Origin of the sequence: Virgibacillus ihumii (assembly GCF_902726655.1) — a bacterium.
Classification (GTDB): Bacteria; Bacillota; Bacilli; order Bacillales; family Amphibacillaceae; genus Lentibacillus; species Lentibacillus ihumii.
This window is the reverse complement of sequence record NZ_CACVAN010000001.1, coordinates 115861-131353: the sequence shown is the minus strand read 5'-3', so window position 1 is coordinate 131353 and position 15493 is coordinate 115861. Positions and strand designations below refer to the sequence as shown.

17 protein-coding genes are annotated in these 15493 nt (G+C 43.3%); 2 read left to right on the top strand and 15 right to left on the bottom strand.

The window, feature by feature from the left end:
* Window positions 1-16: 16 nt before the first annotated feature.
* From HUX68_RS00715 to HUX68_RS00690, 6 genes are all read right to left on the bottom strand, one after another.
* The gene (locus HUX68_RS00715) at window positions 17-1201 is read right to left on the bottom strand and encodes an exonuclease SbcCD subunit D (RefSeq protein ID WP_174612848.1); all 1185 of its coding nucleotides are present in this window, start codon (window positions 1199-1201) and stop codon (window positions 17-19) included.
* A gap of 212 nt (window positions 1202-1413) precedes the next feature.
* The gene (locus HUX68_RS00710; RefSeq protein WP_174612847.1) at window positions 1414-1707 is read right to left on the bottom strand and encodes a hypothetical protein; all 294 of its coding nucleotides are present in this window, start codon (window positions 1705-1707) and stop codon (window positions 1414-1416) included.
* Between the two features lie 84 nt (window positions 1708-1791).
* A complete protein-coding gene (locus tag HUX68_RS00705; RefSeq protein WP_174612846.1) occupies window positions 1792-2148 on the bottom strand; it encodes a nuclease-related domain-containing protein in 357 nt (118 codons plus the stop codon).
* Between the two features lie 34 nt (window positions 2149-2182).
* Window positions 2183-2359 carry a hypothetical protein gene (locus HUX68_RS00700; RefSeq protein ID WP_174612845.1) on the bottom strand — a complete coding sequence of 59 codons (177 nt, stop codon included), beginning with the start codon at window positions 2357-2359 and terminating at the stop codon, window positions 2183-2185.
* Between the two features lie 166 nt (window positions 2360-2525).
* A complete protein-coding gene (locus HUX68_RS00695) occupies window positions 2526-4004 on the bottom strand; it encodes a sodium:solute symporter family protein (protein ID WP_174612844.1) in 1479 nt (492 codons plus the stop codon).
* A 1-nt stretch (window position 4005) separates the two neighbouring features.
* Window positions 4006-4194, bottom strand: coding sequence for a hypothetical protein (locus HUX68_RS00690; protein ID WP_174612843.1), 189 nt, complete (start codon window positions 4192-4194; stop codon window positions 4006-4008).
* A 145-nt stretch (window positions 4195-4339) separates the two neighbouring features.
* On the opposite strand from HUX68_RS00690, the gene HUX68_RS00685 reads away from it, so the two are divergent.
* The gene (locus HUX68_RS00685) at window positions 4340-4879 is read left to right on the top strand and encodes a transcription repressor NadR (protein WP_174612842.1); all 540 of its coding nucleotides are present in this window, start codon (window positions 4340-4342) and stop codon (window positions 4877-4879) included.
* 394 nt (window positions 4880-5273) lie between these two features.
* Here HUX68_RS00685 and HUX68_RS00680 read toward each other — a convergent pair whose 3' ends face one another.
* From HUX68_RS00680 to HUX68_RS00670, 4 genes are read right to left on the bottom strand one after another with little or no spacing between them, the layout of a single operon-like run.
* Window positions 5274-6443: a Ger(x)C family spore germination protein gene (locus HUX68_RS00680; RefSeq protein ID WP_174612841.1), complete on the bottom strand. Its 1170-nt coding sequence runs from the start codon at window positions 6441-6443 to the stop codon at window positions 5274-5276.
* Window positions 6440-6904 carry a GerAB/ArcD/ProY family transporter gene (locus HUX68_RS19490; protein WP_343033590.1) on the bottom strand — a complete coding sequence of 155 codons (465 nt, stop codon included), beginning with the start codon at window positions 6902-6904 and terminating at the stop codon, window positions 6440-6442. Before HUX68_RS19490 ends, HUX68_RS00680 begins: the two co-directional genes overlap by 4 nt.
* 13 nt (window positions 6905-6917) lie before the next feature.
* Window positions 6918-7544: a GerAB/ArcD/ProY family transporter gene (locus HUX68_RS19485; RefSeq protein WP_343033589.1), complete on the bottom strand. Its 627-nt coding sequence runs from the start codon at window positions 7542-7544 to the stop codon at window positions 6918-6920.
* A gap of 22 nt (window positions 7545-7566) precedes the next feature.
* A complete protein-coding gene (locus HUX68_RS00670) occupies window positions 7567-9303 on the bottom strand; it encodes a spore germination protein (RefSeq protein ID WP_246206581.1) in 1737 nt (578 codons plus the stop codon).
* 213 nt (window positions 9304-9516) lie between these two features.
* Between HUX68_RS00670 and HUX68_RS00665 the strand changes: the two genes are divergently transcribed.
* Window positions 9517-9783, top strand: coding sequence for a 4a-hydroxytetrahydrobiopterin dehydratase (locus HUX68_RS00665; RefSeq protein WP_174612840.1), 267 nt, complete (start codon window positions 9517-9519; stop codon window positions 9781-9783).
* 71 nt (window positions 9784-9854) lie between these two features.
* Here HUX68_RS00665 and HUX68_RS00660 read toward each other — a convergent pair whose 3' ends face one another.
* The 5 genes from HUX68_RS00660 to HUX68_RS00640 all read right to left on the bottom strand — a co-directional run bounded on the left by HUX68_RS00660 (window position 9855) and on the right by HUX68_RS00640 (window position 15343).
* On the bottom strand, window positions 9855-11528 hold the full coding sequence (locus HUX68_RS00660; protein WP_174612839.1) for a M4 family metallopeptidase: 1674 nt from the start codon (window positions 11526-11528) through the stop codon (window positions 9855-9857).
* Window positions 11529-11799: 271 nt separating this feature from the next.
* A complete protein-coding gene (locus tag HUX68_RS00655; protein WP_174612838.1) occupies window positions 11800-12033 on the bottom strand; it encodes a DUF362 domain-containing protein in 234 nt (77 codons plus the stop codon).
* Window positions 12034-12051: 18 nt separating this feature from the next.
* Window positions 12052-13098, bottom strand: a complete 1047-nt coding sequence (locus HUX68_RS00650) for an amidohydrolase family protein (RefSeq protein ID WP_246206580.1) — start codon at window positions 13096-13098, stop codon at window positions 12052-12054.
* Between the two features lie 162 nt (window positions 13099-13260).
* Window positions 13261-14271 (bottom strand): VOC family protein, encoded by a 1011-nt coding sequence (locus HUX68_RS00645; RefSeq protein ID WP_174612836.1) that lies wholly within the window; start codon window positions 14269-14271, stop codon window positions 13261-13263.
* A gap of 34 nt (window positions 14272-14305) precedes the next feature.
* Window positions 14306-15343: an NAD(P)/FAD-dependent oxidoreductase gene (locus HUX68_RS00640; RefSeq protein WP_174612835.1), complete on the bottom strand. Its 1038-nt coding sequence runs from the start codon at window positions 15341-15343 to the stop codon at window positions 14306-14308.
* Window positions 15344-15493: the final 150 nt, after the last annotated feature.

Below are 15493 nucleotides of genomic sequence, written 5' to 3'. Positions count from 1 at the left end.
TTTTCCCCCTTTCTCCCTAGTTTTCTACCGTTTCTTTTGCGGGCATTGTTTCGCGTTCTTCCTGCAAACGTTCCTCCAAAACTTCCTTAAAGATTGCTTCCGTTTCTGCTGAAGCTTCGTCACCTTTTACTTCCTTGTAAAATGCACGGAAAAGATCAAGGTCGCTCATATCGCTGCGATTTGCACGATTTGCAGTTTCCGGCTGATCTGGCGAAAACATGACATTTCCCCGTTCAACATGCATCGCATTCGGAAACACCGATCGGATCCGCTCCATCGGAGATAAAACAGGAGCTTCATCAAGCAGCCGGACAAAAACATAATCATCGTTGACAGGTTGTTTGAGCAAATTTTCCAACGTATCCTCAACCCGCCGGATATCCCGTCGCGGTGTCAGTTCACGTTTTTCAACAGCTGCACTTCCATCAGCAGCCAATTCGACAACATGGAAACCTTTTGCGTGATGTACTTCCGAAATGGAATATTTTAAAATAGAGCCTGAATAACGTACAGTTTCATTCAGCACATGGTGCGCCTGGTGCAGGTGACCCAGCGCCGTGTAATGGAATGGCCCGAAATGATGAGCGTCGACATATTCTGCTCCACCGATGGACAGCGGGCGTTCCGAATCACTTGTGTTCTCTTCTTCCTCGCCAAACGGTGTCACAAAGGCATGTCCAACATAAACATGGCGCGCATTTGCATCCATCGTTTCACTGATGTTGCCGATGATTTTTCGTGCAGCATCATTGTGACTGCGAATCTCCGGATCGTCCAGCGTTGTGCGGACAACACTCGGGTCACAATATGGTACCAGATGAAAATGAACCTCGCCATGCGCATCGCGAAGGACTACTGGCTCTGTCTCCGCACTGAAATTCCCAACGATATGAAAGCCATTTTGCTGCATTATCCGGCTGCCAAAATTGAGCCGGCTCGGACTATCATGGTTCCCGGCAACCGCCAGCACCGGCGTATTCAGTTTCAGCACAATCGTCTCGAGCACCTCATCCAGCAGGTGTACCGCTTCCGTCGGCGGCACCGCCCGATCATACAAATCCCCGGCAATAATCACTGCGTCCGGTTGTTCTTTTTTAACAGCCTCCAGAAACTGCTCCAGGATATAACGCTGGTCCTCCGTCATGTAAACTCCCTGCACCAGCTTCCCCAAATGCCAATCCGCCGTGTGAAAAAACTTCATCCTTCTCTCCCCTTTTCCGTTCGAATCTATGTTTCTATTATAGTATAAAACTAGAGCTTTTTGTGAGATGGTCTGCTGCTCTATGCTATTGAACTTTCATTTTCGGGTTTATCCACGATTTGATTCCGGATATCCACGTTTTTCAGATGGATATCTACGTTTTTGAAGCATTTATCCACGATTATATGTCTGTTATCCACGATTTCAGTTTTTCACTCAAATTTAAGAATATATTTTGTACCCTTATTAACCCCCAATCGCTCAAAGCCTGCTTTTTTCAATATACGATATACCACATTCATATTATCCAACTGTAAAAACTCCCTTACATGCTTATTACTTACTTCCTCACCAAACAAGAGACTTAATTCCCTCAGCGCATCCAAATATGCGACTTTTGAAGTTGACCCGCATGCCGTGCAATTCCATTTGGCATTCGCATATATCATCGGCAGCGCATCGCACTCCGGACAAATAACGCCGCGCCTGATCTGCTCCTGCTTCACGTGAAATTTTTCCAGAATGTCTACTTTTTTCGGAGTATGCAGCGAAACCAGCAAATCAGATAATAACTGAAGCTGCTCTTTCGTTTAGCATAATGCACAGTACTTCTCTCCAAAATCGGATATTCTCGTCAGCAGCTGCTCCTTATGAATAACCATATTCGCAACGGCCTTATTGTTGGTAACACTTTTGATGATAGTATTGGGATTGCTGTAAGTGATCAACTTCTCGATAGGAATTGCGGGAAGGTTATAGTCTTTCATCAGACGAAGCAGCCTGAAGTGCTGGAGGTTCACTTGTTCGAGGTGATTTCCAAAATTCTCTTCCTTGCCATTTTCCTTAATGCGAATTGCCTGGCCAAATTCATCATAGATAACGGTGCCGGAGATGTTTTTCACCTCATTAATAAGAATAAGTTGGCGGGAATTGATCAGATTGTCCATCTGAAAAAAGTCATTATCATCGAGAATTCGTACGTTATGCCTGGAGGAAGCTTAAATGGAAGCCGAGTGATTTTTCACCATTGTATCCTGCCCGTAATCTGCGGGCACTTTCATCGACCTCCGCCTTTTTAAAGTGATGGGGGTGCAGCCGCCTGCTGAGAGCTTCGGTCTGCTGCATTATAAGTGGCGGTTTAAGTGGTTTGATTATCAAGTTGCGCACTTCCTTTGCTTATTTAATTTAGATACTAATTCGCCGTCATCCCCGAAAAGTCCTGCTTTTTTATCAAAATTTTTCACATGATTTTTTGACAAGCCCAAATGGTGTCAGAAAACAAAAAAATCGGGCAGCAGCATCACCCGATTTTGTCAAATAATCTTCAAGAAACCTTTCTCGCCTGATTACGTTCTTTTTTTAAAATATTAATAAATGCATCAGCTTTTTCCAGTGGAGCACGGGTCATTAGACTGACGCCGACAAATATAACAGACGAAACCAGCAATCCCCAAATTCCAGCGGCAAGGCCAAATGGTTTGATGCCGAAAAACTCCAGGACAAGTACGAGCAATGCTCCGATCGTTACACTTGAAATAACCCCGGCTGCCGTGCCACGACGCCAGAAAAATGCACCGATGATTGACGGAACCACAACAATCAATCCTGATGAGGCAGCAACTGACAGTACCGCAATCAGGTTAAGCTCTAATTCTGCAAACGCAAATGCCAGCACAGCGATGACCGGGATGACAGCTTTGGCGACCTTTAATTGTTTCGCGTCGTCAGGACGCTTTTTCGAATTTCCGTATACATCACGGGCAAACATGGACGACAGTGTCAGCATGATCGAATCGATTGTCGAAACCGCGGCAGCCAGAATTCCGACCATCACGACGACACCAAGCACTGGCGGCACCAATTCAGATGACAGCAATTTCGGTGTTGCCAAATCCGCTGTTGTGAGATCCGGAAACATTTGCAACGCGGAAAATCCCCACAGAACCGATACAAACGTATAAATGAATCCGAAGATCAGAAAGCCGATAAGCATTTGCCTCAGACCTTTCAATGAGGACGGCATGAACAACCGCTGACTCACCTGAGGATTGGACAAACTGAAAAAGAACCATGGCAGTGTCAGCCCGAGGAATGTTAAAAAGTTAAAATAACCATTACCCGGAACAGCCAGTGACTCCGGATGACGTGACTGCAGGTTTTCAAAAAACTGTCCAAATCCGCCAAGTCCCTGAATTACCAGCAGCACCACGAGGGTTGACGTGATAATCATGATGATTGCTTGCAGCGAATCGGTCCATACGACGGAACGAATTCCTGCCACGAACGAAAATAAAATCGCCAACATTGTCGCAAGCACAACACCGACCGTAAACGGAATCGCGTTCCCGGTAATTCCCTGCAACAGGTAGCCCACCCCGGCGAGCTGAACAGCACAATATGGAATCAGAAACAGACAGCTGACAAGTGAAATAGCCGCGGCTGCCTTGTTGCTTTCATAGCGCCCGCCAATCATTTCCGATGGTGATACATAGCCATATTTTTTCCCGGCCAGCCAAAAACGCGGTCCAAACAATGCGACAAGTGACACTCCGGTGAAATAGACGATTTCAAACCCGAGCGCACCGACTCCGCCTGTATAGGTGAGTCCGGCGAGACCTACCATCATAAACGCACTGTAAGTTGTCGCACTGTAACTTAGTGCTGACAGAATGCCATTCATGTTGCGGCCGCCCAGAAAAAATCCCGACATATCAGAACGGTTACCACGTCTTGACATCAATGCAACCAAAATTGCCAATAAAAAATATGCAATAATTCCCCAGATTACCAGATTCGTAGTCAACTCACTTCCCCCAATCCTTTGTTACCATGATGTTAGCCAAAATAATTAAAATACCGATAATACCCCATAGCAAAAAGCTGCCATACCAGGCCTCAATTCCTGATAAAAGGGTATATGGCAGAAGGTATGCCAATAAAATTAAAACCGCAATCAGCACTCCCCAGCTGAATTTTCCTTTTTGTTTGGACATTTATATGCTCCCCTTTACGATTTCCTTAACATGTGTCTTTACATATATATAGTTACACATTTACGACACCAATTCAAGATTTTTTTATGAACGGAGCCATCAGTTTGCTATAATATGGGTAACGATAAATGACGAGGTGTTTTTTATGGGTGAAGAAACGAAAATATTGGGTGAAAAAAGACGAAATTTGATCCTGACTTGGCTAAAAGAAAATACCAAGCCGCTTTCCGGAACTGTTTTAGCAAAAAAAACAAATGTAAGCAGACAGGTAATAGTCCAGGATGTATCCCTTTTAAAAGCTAAGGGCGAGCCGATTATAGCCACGGCGCGCGGATATGTTTATGCTGCGGAAAATAACCAATCCGCTAAATGTACACGAATCATTGCAGTCAATCACCGGCTGGAAGATACCGGACTCGAGCTGAACACGCTTGTAGACCATGGAATAACAGTCAAAAATGTGATGGTCGAGCACCCAATTTATGGTGATTTAACCGGCTCATTAATGATTAAAAGCCGAATGGATGTCGATGCTTTTTTGCATGAATTAAAACAGACCGAAGCATCACTCTTATCCAAACTCACAGACGGCGTGCACCTGCACACAATTGAGGCTGATACGGAAGAACAGCTGGACAAAGCATGTCAGGTGTTGCGGAACGAAGGAATTTTGTTGGAAACCTAGTGAGGCTAATTGCGCTTTTCGTGGATATAACACCTGAAATCGTGGATATCCGGTTCGGAATCGTGAATATCAAACGCGTTTTCGTGGATATCCGCTCCAAAAACGTGGATAAATACGACATACGTTTGAAGACCTCGTTCCAGCATGTTTTGGTAAGCATAACGATTTTGTCACATCTTCAACACCTTCCCCAGCGGTCTAAATATCCAGTCAATTAATTCCGTCGGTCCTGGTAATTTTGGGAAGTATAACAGAGTCACAGCCAAAAAAACCGCCATAACGGTCAAAACAATAAAAGCGCGTTTTTCTTTCCGTTGGTCCTTATTCAATTTTGGCCAGGTATACAACGTGAACAACAAGGTTACTATCAGGATTCCAATAAGAGCTGCCAGCTTCATTTACCAATCACCTCATCCGGTGGTACGCCCTGTGGTGCAGTAGATCGCCCAGGTCGCTTAATATCAATGTTACTTTTAATGACGACTTCAACTTCCGGAAATTTCTGGTCCCACTGATTTTTCACCTTTTCCCATTTATCCGGATAGTGTCGATGAAACGCCTCCGAAAAACCGAATATGTCCGCTCCCATCTCCTTTTGAACCTTTTCCAGTACAAGTCTGATCCGTTCATCAACAGCATTTTCAAGTTGTGTTTCAAGTTTCCTGACAATATCCGGATTCATCAGATCAAGTTTTGTTTCATTTTCCACGGCATCGTCCAATGAATGAATCTGTACAACTAGTTTCCAGTTATCGTTTTTAATCTTTGGAATCAGTTGTGTACTGGACCGGAGTATATGAAACGAAATGTTACCCTTCACGCCTTTTGGCTGAATCGTTACCGAGGCAGTTTTGATCGTATCACGCAGCCATAAAATCCCTCTGGTCACTTTATCATCAATCTGTCCGACCATTGCAGCATCTCTAAATATAGCAGTTCCACTAATACGAAGACCTTCTGTTCCCGGCGGTTCGCGTTCAATCTCAACAATTGGCAGCGCGGTGGACCTTGCTTTACCTTGCAGCATTTTAAGGAGTTCCATTGTTGTCACACTCATTCCAACCTTTAAAATGGATAATTCCCGCGCAACCTCTGATGAACTGCGCTCAAGGTCAGGTATAACTTTCAACACATCAGCAACCTTTTCAGTTGTCACAAATGCATATGCACGCAGTCTTGGATACGGATGCCTGGCAAAAAAATCGATGTGTTTTCTGATGCCTTTTTCGGCCATTTTTTGACCGATGATGATAGCACGATTATGGCCCCAAAAAAGCTTTCGGGATACTTGTTCCTGCAATTTTGATTTTGCATCAAAGACCGTTTTGCCAATCGCTTTTTCAACGGTCGTCAACTGACCGGTTCCTTGCTGGCCACTACTCCCTCCAGTACTACCCCCTCCACTGGCACTGGGATTTATGATTTGAACAGAAAGCTGAATTTTTCCTTCTTCTGTTTTATCAAGACCTGTTCCGACCACGATGGCCAGATCATTAACTTCAATCCGGTCCCAGCAGCCTGTTAGGAAGAAAAGCAGCAGAATGGAAATACATAGTCGCTTCATTTCCCGGCATCCCCTTTAACTTTCTTTTTCCCTATACCGGCGATTACAAGCAAAAATAGTGGAATCAACAATTGAATGAAAAACGAATAAATCGTCCAGCTGGTACTTATAAAATGGGTAAGCTGCTGTAAATTTTCCGCCGACCAAATATTCATCATAACGAGCAGAAATCCAATAGGAAAAACAATCGGCCTGTAATCCGATAATCCCAGCCATTGTGCTGCACCAAGAACAATGGCATAGTAGAATACAGAAATTTTAACAAATGTACCTGCTACCCAAATAGCCATTACAACGGACTCCAGGTGTTGCAGAAATTCAGCAATGCTTATGTAGCGGACAGCATTCATAAAAGGATAGGTAAAGGTCGAAGTCAGATTACCGAATAAGGATAATGTTATGAAGTTAACAGCCGATAGTGTCAGCATAACAAGCAGCACGGTAATCATCCCCCACTTCATAGATTTTTCTTTTCTACCTACAAAAGGCAGCAAAAATGCGACCAGAAAAAATTCCGCAAACCAGCCCCCCCGGTATGATGCTACCCCTCACTGAAGGCATTATTCCATCGGCCATTATCGGCAATATATTCTGTGGTTCCAATGACGGAATAAGTAAAACAACGATGAAAAGAAACAGAACAACTACGACAGGAACAAAAATTTGGGCGCTTCTTGCCATAACTTCAATTCCGCCATGGACAGCCAATCCACAAACGAATACCATACTCCCATTTACAATTACTTGAGGTGTAGTAGGCAAAAAATTCCCGACTACAAATTCGCTGTATTCTCTGATGATTACCCCATTTGTGTGCAAGTAAAAAAATAACATCACAAACCCGAGCACTTTCCCGGGAATACGTCCGACAATTTCTTCGCTGTATTGAATAACTGTCTGCCCGGGGAATCGTTTATGCAGCTGACAGGCGATATAAACCGCCAAAAAACCCGCAATAGAAGCCCAAATAGGGGTAATCCACATATCATGCCTTGAAAATTTACCGCTAATTGCAGGCACAATAAGAATTGCTGTTGCCATGATTGTCGGATATATGAGCACAGCCATCTGAACAGCACTGATTTTTCCCTTTTCAATCATTGGGGTCAACTCACTTTTTTGCTTATTTTTCACCGCCGCGAGACGATTTCGGTTTTTGATTCAAGGACTGCCGATACTTATTATATTTCCCAGTGAAATGCGGCCGTAAATCCAGTTTCCACCATGGAGCGCGAACAAGAACATCCTTCATATCGTCCGGCATCATAGGGGCCATCGGACTAAGGTATGGAACCCCAAATGAACGCAGTGTAGACAAATGAACAATGATTAGGATGATACCTAACATTATCCCGAGCAGACCGAATGTACCTGCAAGCAGAATCATCGGAAACCGAAGCATGCGGAACGCCGTTGATGCTGAATATCTTGGAATTGTGAATGAAGCAATTCCAGTAATCGCAACGACAATGACCATTGGTGCTGAAACAATCCCGGCAGAAACAGCAGCTTCACCAATGACCAGGGCGCCAACAATACTGACTGCGGAGCCGACTTGTTTGGGGAGCCTGAGACCCGCTTCCCGAAGTGCTTCAAACGTAATTTCCATTATTAGCACTTCAATCAGTGCAGGAAATGGCACCTGTTCCCGGGACGCTGCCATGCTGATTAATAGCGACGTGGGAACCATCTCCTGGTGGTAAGTCAAAACGGCAACATATAATGACGGGAGCAGAAGGGATATGACCAGGAACAAATAACGAAGCCAGCGTATGGCCGTGCCAATCATGAAGCGCCCATAATAATCTTCATTTGATTGAAGCAATGAATAGAGAGTTATAGGCATCACGATGACAAACGGTGTCCCATCAACCATAATCGCAACGCGTCCTTCTAAAAGGTTTGCAGCAACGACATCCGGACGTTCGGTAGCAAGAACCTGCGGAAAAGGTGAATAGGGATTATCCTCAATAAATTCTTCTACAACACCGCTTTCCAGAATCCCATCTATATCAATTCGTTTTAATCTGTTTTGAATTTCTTCAATTAACGTTTTGTCTGCGATACCTTCAACATATGTAACGATAAGTGTCGTTTTAGTGTATCTCCCCACCTGCATTGATTTCATTTTCAATTTAGGACTTTGTATTTTTCTCCGGAGCATGGACGTATTGACAGAAAGCGTTTCAATAAAACCCTCGCGTGGTCCTCTGACCACCTTTTCAGCTTCAGGTTTATCTATTGCCCTTTTTTCCCATTTGGAAAGCCCTGGTGAAAAGGATATTTTGCTATTGTCCACAATTATGACCGGATTTCCAGAAGAAATTTCATTCAGACAATCTTCATATGTTTTTAACTCTTTCACACTGGATACCGCTACATTTTTTTGGATAAGTTCAGTCACTTGAGTTTCTGTCTCATCATTCGTATTCATTAGTGGTGATAACACACTATCATCAATTTCATCTATGTTGGACAAGCCATCAATGTAAACCAGCAGAGCTTTTCTGTCTCCGTTTATATAAAAAGTCCGAAATATAACGTCGGAACAATTCTGGTAACTGTCACGCAGTTTTTGTTCATTAATTGTTAGTTTTTCACTTAACGGTTCTGATTGAATAACTGCTTTTTCAGATTTCGGTTTAGAGGACTCTTTCTTACGGCTTTTGCCGGATATGAGCTTAGTGTTGGATTTTTGATTATTGCTTGTCGATTGCTTATCGACTGGGGGTGATTTTTTGTCTGATAATCGTCCGTTGTCTGACGTTTTTCCCGTATCAGTTTCTGAGTCAGCCCCTGATTCAAACTGATTCCAGCGCTTCATCCTATCTGTCAACGGCTTCGGCTTCTTATATTTCATTACAATCACCCCAGCGCAGTGAAAATTGTTCATTGGTTTAGTGTGGATTTTACCCCGGAATTTATACACATAGAACGAACACACAAAAGAGACTTAAAAATGAGAAGAAACAAAGAATCGAAAAACGGTTACTTGAATTGTCCTGATAATGAAGGAATGTGTTTATGGCTGGCATTCAAAGGGTACGATAACTATGTGAGGAGGCGATTAAAGTTGGATAACACTCAAATTAATGAAAAGTTAAAAGAAGTTTCCGGCTGGGAGATGCAGGATGGTCATCTGACAAAAACCTATCAGCTTGATGATTTTAACGCATCCCTGAAGTTCGTAAATGCCGTTGGGGAGCTCGCCGAGAAAGCTGATCATCATCCTGATATTTTAATCCAATACAATAACGTAAAACTTTCACTCAGAACACATGATCAGGACAGCATTACGGAAAAAGATTTTAATCTTGCCGGTAAAATTGAACAATTGTAAACAGCTTGATAGTCTATTACACAAATATCCCCTGTCACAGCTTAGGTGCTGAACAGGGGATAAAGAATGTATTATTTTTTAATTCCAACCTCATTAAAACCATCAATACAAGCTTGTACTTCAGCGCTGTTCTCACCGTAAAGGTCAACAGCGGATTGTACAACCGTACGACGGGCATCACTAAAATTGGATGTCGGAGTTAAATAGTGTGCCAAAGCACGGTAATAGATGTGCCCAAGCTTGTCCTTTCCGATTTCTGTTCCAATCAAATATGCGGCATGGTTGAAAATGGATGAGTTAATGTGGACGCCGCCATTGTCCAATTCAAGCGGTAAATCATAAAACTGGTCCATATGCGACGGGTATGTGCCGCTGCCGTCACCATATGGCACGTATTCCTCCGCAACCATATATTTATTCGGGTTGCTCAGACTGCGCAGGGAGGTCCTGCCTGATGCCACTGCTTCATCACCCATTATGTCTTCGCCTACTTCCCAATCTTCCTCGTCCACCAGTGCACCAAAAATATCCGAGAAAGACTCATTCAGTGCCCCGGATTGAAAACGGTATTGCAATCCTGCTGTATGTGTCGTGACTCCGTGTGTCATTTCATGCGCTGCAACATCCAAACCTGCGGAAAGTGGAATGAAAAAGTCTCCGTCACCGTCGCCATACGTCATTTGCTGGCCATTCCAGAATGCGTTATTGAAATTTTTCCCGAAATGAACGGTTGAAATGATCGCCATTCCTTCTCCATCAATCGAATTTCTGTTATGTTCCTCCAGAAAATATTCATACACTTTTTCGGAGTTGTAATGCGCGTCCACCGCTGCCCTGTCGTATGTGTCATGGAACGCTGCGTCTTTCTCGGAATACAAGTCACCTGGTAATTGACCGCTCCATTGATTATTAAAATCATAAGTACGAATTCCATCCAGATTTTCATGCGAGATATCATTCAGAAAAAACAATGTCCCTTTCCCATCATTCGGAACATTCTTATGGGAAATATGAAGTTTCCTGTGATCTCCCAGCACTCCGAATCCGGAACCTGTTGCCTTCTTATATTGTCCCACGTCCATGATGGTATTGATTTTGTCAATCACTTCACCATTTTTTGCATTGATATACACATACCAGTTACCCGGCTTCTTCCCCAGAAAGTTCACGTTTGTTTTATATACTAAATGGTTTTCCCCTTTGTAGGGGTAAACCACAAGTTCAACGCTAGGTTCATACGGTAAAACATCAGGGGCAGATACTGTGGCCTTTGCTGTTTTCAGTGCCTGTTCTTTTGATATGGACGGCTTAACAGATAAAGCAGCGGGACCAGCTACCCGATTATAATAGCCATTCACCGTTTTTACCTGTTCACCCTTCCCATAGTGAACGATAATCTCACTGCCTTCCACAGGAACACCGTTAATCGTTTGCTGCAGTGTTACATGCTTCATGCCAAGCTTATCCTTTTTCGTTTCCTTTACTTTAAAATTACCTTTTGCGTTTTTCATGTTGAGGGTTTTTTTGTTATTCCCGACAAAAACCCCCGCGCTCTTCTGTGCGTTTTGCTTAAGATCTTTTTCGGTCACAAACACAGGTACGTTCAGGCTGGCTGGTTTTTGTTTCTGCATTTGCTCCTGCACCTGTTTGACATCATTTACACTTGCTTCTTGTGCAAAAGAACCCATTGGTGCTGTAATCATCGCGGCAGAAAGAACCATTGGAACGACCCATTTCTTATTCATTTAAAATCCCCTCCTCCATTCGTTTGTTTTCGATTATATACGAAGGGAATAACTAATTGTAGATATAATTCGACCTATTTTTTATATTAAGAAAAGTGGTTAGTATGTAGCGATGATTGTTTTTCCGGGACCTTTTACCTTGTACGAGTTTGTAAAAAATTGGATTATTGAACTACTAAAAAAGCTGAACCCTCTTTGGATGAGTTCAACTTTTCTGAGATGATTATAAATTTGGTTCAGGTGATCCCGTGCTTTTCGTAACCTGTCAAAGCTACTCAAAAAACTTCCTGGCCAGACTGATAAATTCACTTTCTTCTTCCGGTACCTCATCTTCCATATAGATTGCCTCAACTGGACATGCAGCTTCACATGCGCCGCAGTCAATGCAAATATCCGGATCGATGTGAAACATGTCTTCTCCTTCTTCTATACAATCAACAGGGCAAACTTCCACACATTCCCCCGATTTTTCATTCTTACAAGGTGATGTTATTACAAAAGCCATGTCAATCTCCTCCCTTATTTACGAATGTTGTTTCCGTTTATCAGGGGCTAGCTGAAATGTTTCTTTATCAAGATTCAAAAATTCCAATGCATTCAAGCCTCTGATGCTGTTTTTATCATCTTCATTCAAAGTTGTCAGGCGTTCCACAATATCACCCGCCGGTGCTTCACGCAGTAAAAATGGATAATCAGTACCTACCATAATCCGATTTGCACCAAAACGATCCAGCATATACTGCAAGTTCTGCGTATCGTAAACCAGTGTATCGTAATAGAACTGCTTCGCATAATGACTTGGCGGATGTTCCGTTTTTCTGATTTGCGGCCAGACATTCCAGCCTTTATCCATCCGTGGCAGCAAATATGGCAATGACCCGCCCCCATGTGCGAAACATATTTTTAAATTCGGGTACTCGTCCAGCATTCCGCTCATAATGATGCTTCCGGCTGCCAACGCTGTTTCAGAAGGCATTCCGACCATATACATGAAGTTATGGCGCGGCATGCGTTCCCGTCCCATTGTCGCCCATGGGTGAATGAACAGTGGGACTTCCCATTTGTCCGCATACTGGAAGAACTTCCGCAATGATGGATCATCAAGATTGTTGCCGTTGACATTGCTTCCAAGCTCAATTCCTTTCAACCCCAGTTCGTGGATAGCCCGGTCCATTTCTTTAATGGCCAGATCGACATCCTGCAGTGGAACCGTTCCGAGTCCGGCAAACCGGTGCGGATACTCATCCACAACAGATGCAATAAAATCATTTTGAAAACGGGCCATTTCAAGCCCCTGTTCAGGTTCAGACCAGTAGCTGAAGGTAACCGGAATTGGTGATAATACCTGGACATCAATTCCTTCTTTGTCCATATCCTTGATTCGTTGTTCAGGATTCCACGTGTGATCGGTAATTTCTCTGAATTTCTTTCCTGCTATCATAATATTGGCGCCGCAATCACATGTCTTCTCTAAAACAGGCCAGCGGTCCTCCCCATATTTTTCAGCTAAATTCAGGAATTCCTCGGATATAACATGCGTATGAAAATCTACTTTAATATTTTGACTCAACACGAACTCCCCCAGCATTCATAATTTTTTTGGAAAAAACCGGCATCCGCCTCGTCTTATAGCGTGTGCCGATGTTTATCCTATAAAGCCAACCATAAAGTTATGATTGCTGACACTGGAAGAAAGATAGACAGCCGTTGCATCTATCTCTCTTCCAATGTTTTACTCTCCGATATCAACACCGTAAGTGAAGTAGGATTTTGGTGGTTTACTTCCCCACATTTCCAGACCTAATTCTCCAACATCTGAAGTCCATTCAATGGCTTTCCAGTCTGGTGAAAAAATCAGAAATCCGCCGGTCCAAAGTTCCACACGGTGTCCGGATGGTTCAAATACATAAATGAACTGTGCACCACTTGTTCCATGCTTTCCAGGGCCCCATTCGATTTCAATACCATTTTCAGCCATGATATTGGCAGCACGAATCAGCTCGTCGGGAGAATCCAGGAAGTACGCCAGATGGTGAAAAGCAGCACCGTTCTGGTTGGCATTACGCATAAATGCAATTTCATGGGCAATGTTCGTTCTGCTCAACCATGATCCCAAACGGGTATCTTCTTCATTCTGAATGTAATAGCGATGATGAATACCGAGGAAATCAGTCCACCATTCCTGCTCCTTCTGAACATCATCAACCATGATATTGACGTGGTCAAAACGACGAGGCGAAACACCTTTTACATTATATTTGCTTGGGTGACTCGGCAGCTGTGACTGCAATTTTGGGTCATCCGTTTCAAATAAATCTTTTTCCCAATACAATTCAACCGGTAATCCAGTCGGTGATTTAAAATGAAGTGCATCTCCAAGCGCCTTCTTTTGGCCCGATTCAATTCGTTGAAACTCAATATTTTGGTCCTTCAGATACTTTTCAAACAAATCAAGGGATTCTTCTGCCGCTACACGCCAGCTCATGCGGTTAACTTCTGATTTATCCGATTCCTGCAGTACCAGTGTATAATGATCAAAATCCTGCCATGCTCTTAAATATGCACGACCCTCTTCTTTTTCGGTTAAAACAAGACCTAGAACCTCTGTGTAGAACCATAATGAATCTTCAAATTTGGTAACACCAATCTCGACATGACCAATATGGGCCACCGTACGCAAATATTCCTCCAGACGCTGCTGGGCAGATGTTTCGTTTTGAACTTCTTCTTTAACTTTAGACATTATGCATTACCTCCAGTTGAATCTGTATTTTATTTTAATAGGCAGCAACTTTTTGTTTCTGCTTCTTTTCCTTCTTCTCTTTCTTTTCCATAATCGTAGTACTGTGTGCAGTAGTGAACGACGCTTTCGGATCGATAAATACCTTTGCACTGCTCACTGCGATTGGTGCTTCGCCAAACCCGGTTGCCATCAGTTTCACCTTGCCGTCATATGTTGAGACATCGCCAACAGCATAGATGCCCGGAATGTTCGTTTCCGCTCTTGAATTGACAAGAATCTGATTTTTTTCAATGGCTAAGCCCCAATCGTTAATTGGTCCAAGATTCGATATGAAACCATAATTGACAATATAATCATCAGCTTCCACGTGTAGAATATCATCACCTTTTTGCTGCTTGAGCTTGATATTTTCAATGTGAGTTTCACCGGCCAACTCCACAGGTACGTAAGGCGTTAGAATATCAATTGACGATTCCTTCATCAGTTTGACACTGTAATCATGCGCCCTGAACTTATCCCTTCGATGAATAATCGAAACTTTGGATGCTGTTTTTTCCAGCATCAGGGCCCAGTCCACAGCGGAATCACCGCCGCCGAAAACACATACTTCCTTGTTTTTAAAATCATCCAGCTGGTCAATCTTATAATGAAGATTCGTATCAGCGTATCGTTCTTCATTTTCCAGTTTCATTGTTCTTGGTTTAAAGGCACCATTTCCGGCGGTTATAATAATTGTTCTGGAATAATGAACTTGGGAGTTTGTTGATATTTTAAAAATGCCATCTTCTTTCGTGACATGTTGAACTTCCTGATTCAGGCAAATCTCATTTTCAAATTGCTGCATTTGATCTGTCAGCTGATTCACCAGCTCCTGCGCTTTAATTTTCGGGAAGCCGGCAACATCATAGATAAATTTTTCTGGATACAATGCGGTAAGCTGCCCGCCCAATTCCGGAAGATTCTCAATGATTTTCACGCTTGCCTGGCGCATCCCTGCATAAAAAGCAGTGAATAAACCGACTGGTCCTCCGCCGACGATGGTGATATCAAATACTTCGCTGTTATTATCCATTTCGTCATACCTCCAATGCTAAAAACATGCTATTGGTAAAACCCGGTGAGACTGGGAAAATGGTGGACTCAACCGCTCCGGAAATATACTTCGCTTTCCGCGGGCGGCAGTTGAGCCTCTTCGTACTACGCACTCAGAGTCTCACCTAGG

What these genes read in the sequence shown, in the direction of transcription:
- HUX68_RS00690 (WP_174612843.1), bottom strand. Translation starts at nt 4,194, where the DNA reads ATGTCCAAACAAAAAGGAAAATTCAGCTGGGGAGTGCTGATTGCGGTT.
- HUX68_RS00670 (WP_246206581.1), bottom strand. Translation starts at nt 9,303, where the DNA reads ATGAAATATAAGAAGCCGAAGCCGTTGACAGATAGGATGAAGCGCTGG.
- HUX68_RS00680 (WP_174612841.1), bottom strand. Translation starts at nt 6,443, where the DNA reads ATGAAGCGACTATGTATTTCCATTCTGCTGCTTTTCTTCCTAACAGGC.
- HUX68_RS00655 (WP_174612838.1), bottom strand. Translation starts at nt 12,033, where the DNA reads ATGGCTTTTGTAATAACATCACCTTGTAAGAATGAAAAATCGGGGGAA.
- HUX68_RS00645 (WP_174612836.1), bottom strand. Translation starts at nt 14,271, where the DNA reads ATGTCTAAAGTTAAAGAAGAAGTTCAAAACGAAACATCTGCCCAGCAG.
- HUX68_RS00685 (WP_174612842.1), top strand. Translation starts at nt 4,340, where the DNA reads ATGGGTGAAGAAACGAAAATATTGGGTGAAAAAAGACGAAATTTGATC.
- HUX68_RS00705 (WP_174612846.1), bottom strand. Translation starts at nt 2,148, where the DNA reads ATGGACAATCTGATCAATTCCCGCCAACTTATTCTTATTAATGAGGTG.
- HUX68_RS19490 (WP_343033590.1), bottom strand. Translation starts at nt 6,904, where the DNA reads ATGAAGTGGGGGATGATTACCGTGCTGCTTGTTATGCTGACACTATCG.
- HUX68_RS00640 (WP_174612835.1), bottom strand. Translation starts at nt 15,343, where the DNA reads ATGGATAATAACAGCGAAGTATTTGATATCACCATCGTCGGCGGAGGA.
- HUX68_RS19485 (WP_343033589.1), bottom strand. Translation starts at nt 7,544, where the DNA reads ATGATTGAAAAGGGAAAAATCAGTGCTGTTCAGATGGCTGTGCTCATA.
- HUX68_RS00715 (WP_174612848.1), bottom strand. Translation starts at nt 1,201, where the DNA reads ATGAAGTTTTTTCACACGGCGGATTGGCATTTGGGGAAGCTGGTGCAG.
- HUX68_RS00660 (WP_174612839.1), bottom strand. Translation starts at nt 11,528, where the DNA reads ATGAATAAGAAATGGGTCGTTCCAATGGTTCTTTCTGCCGCGATGATT.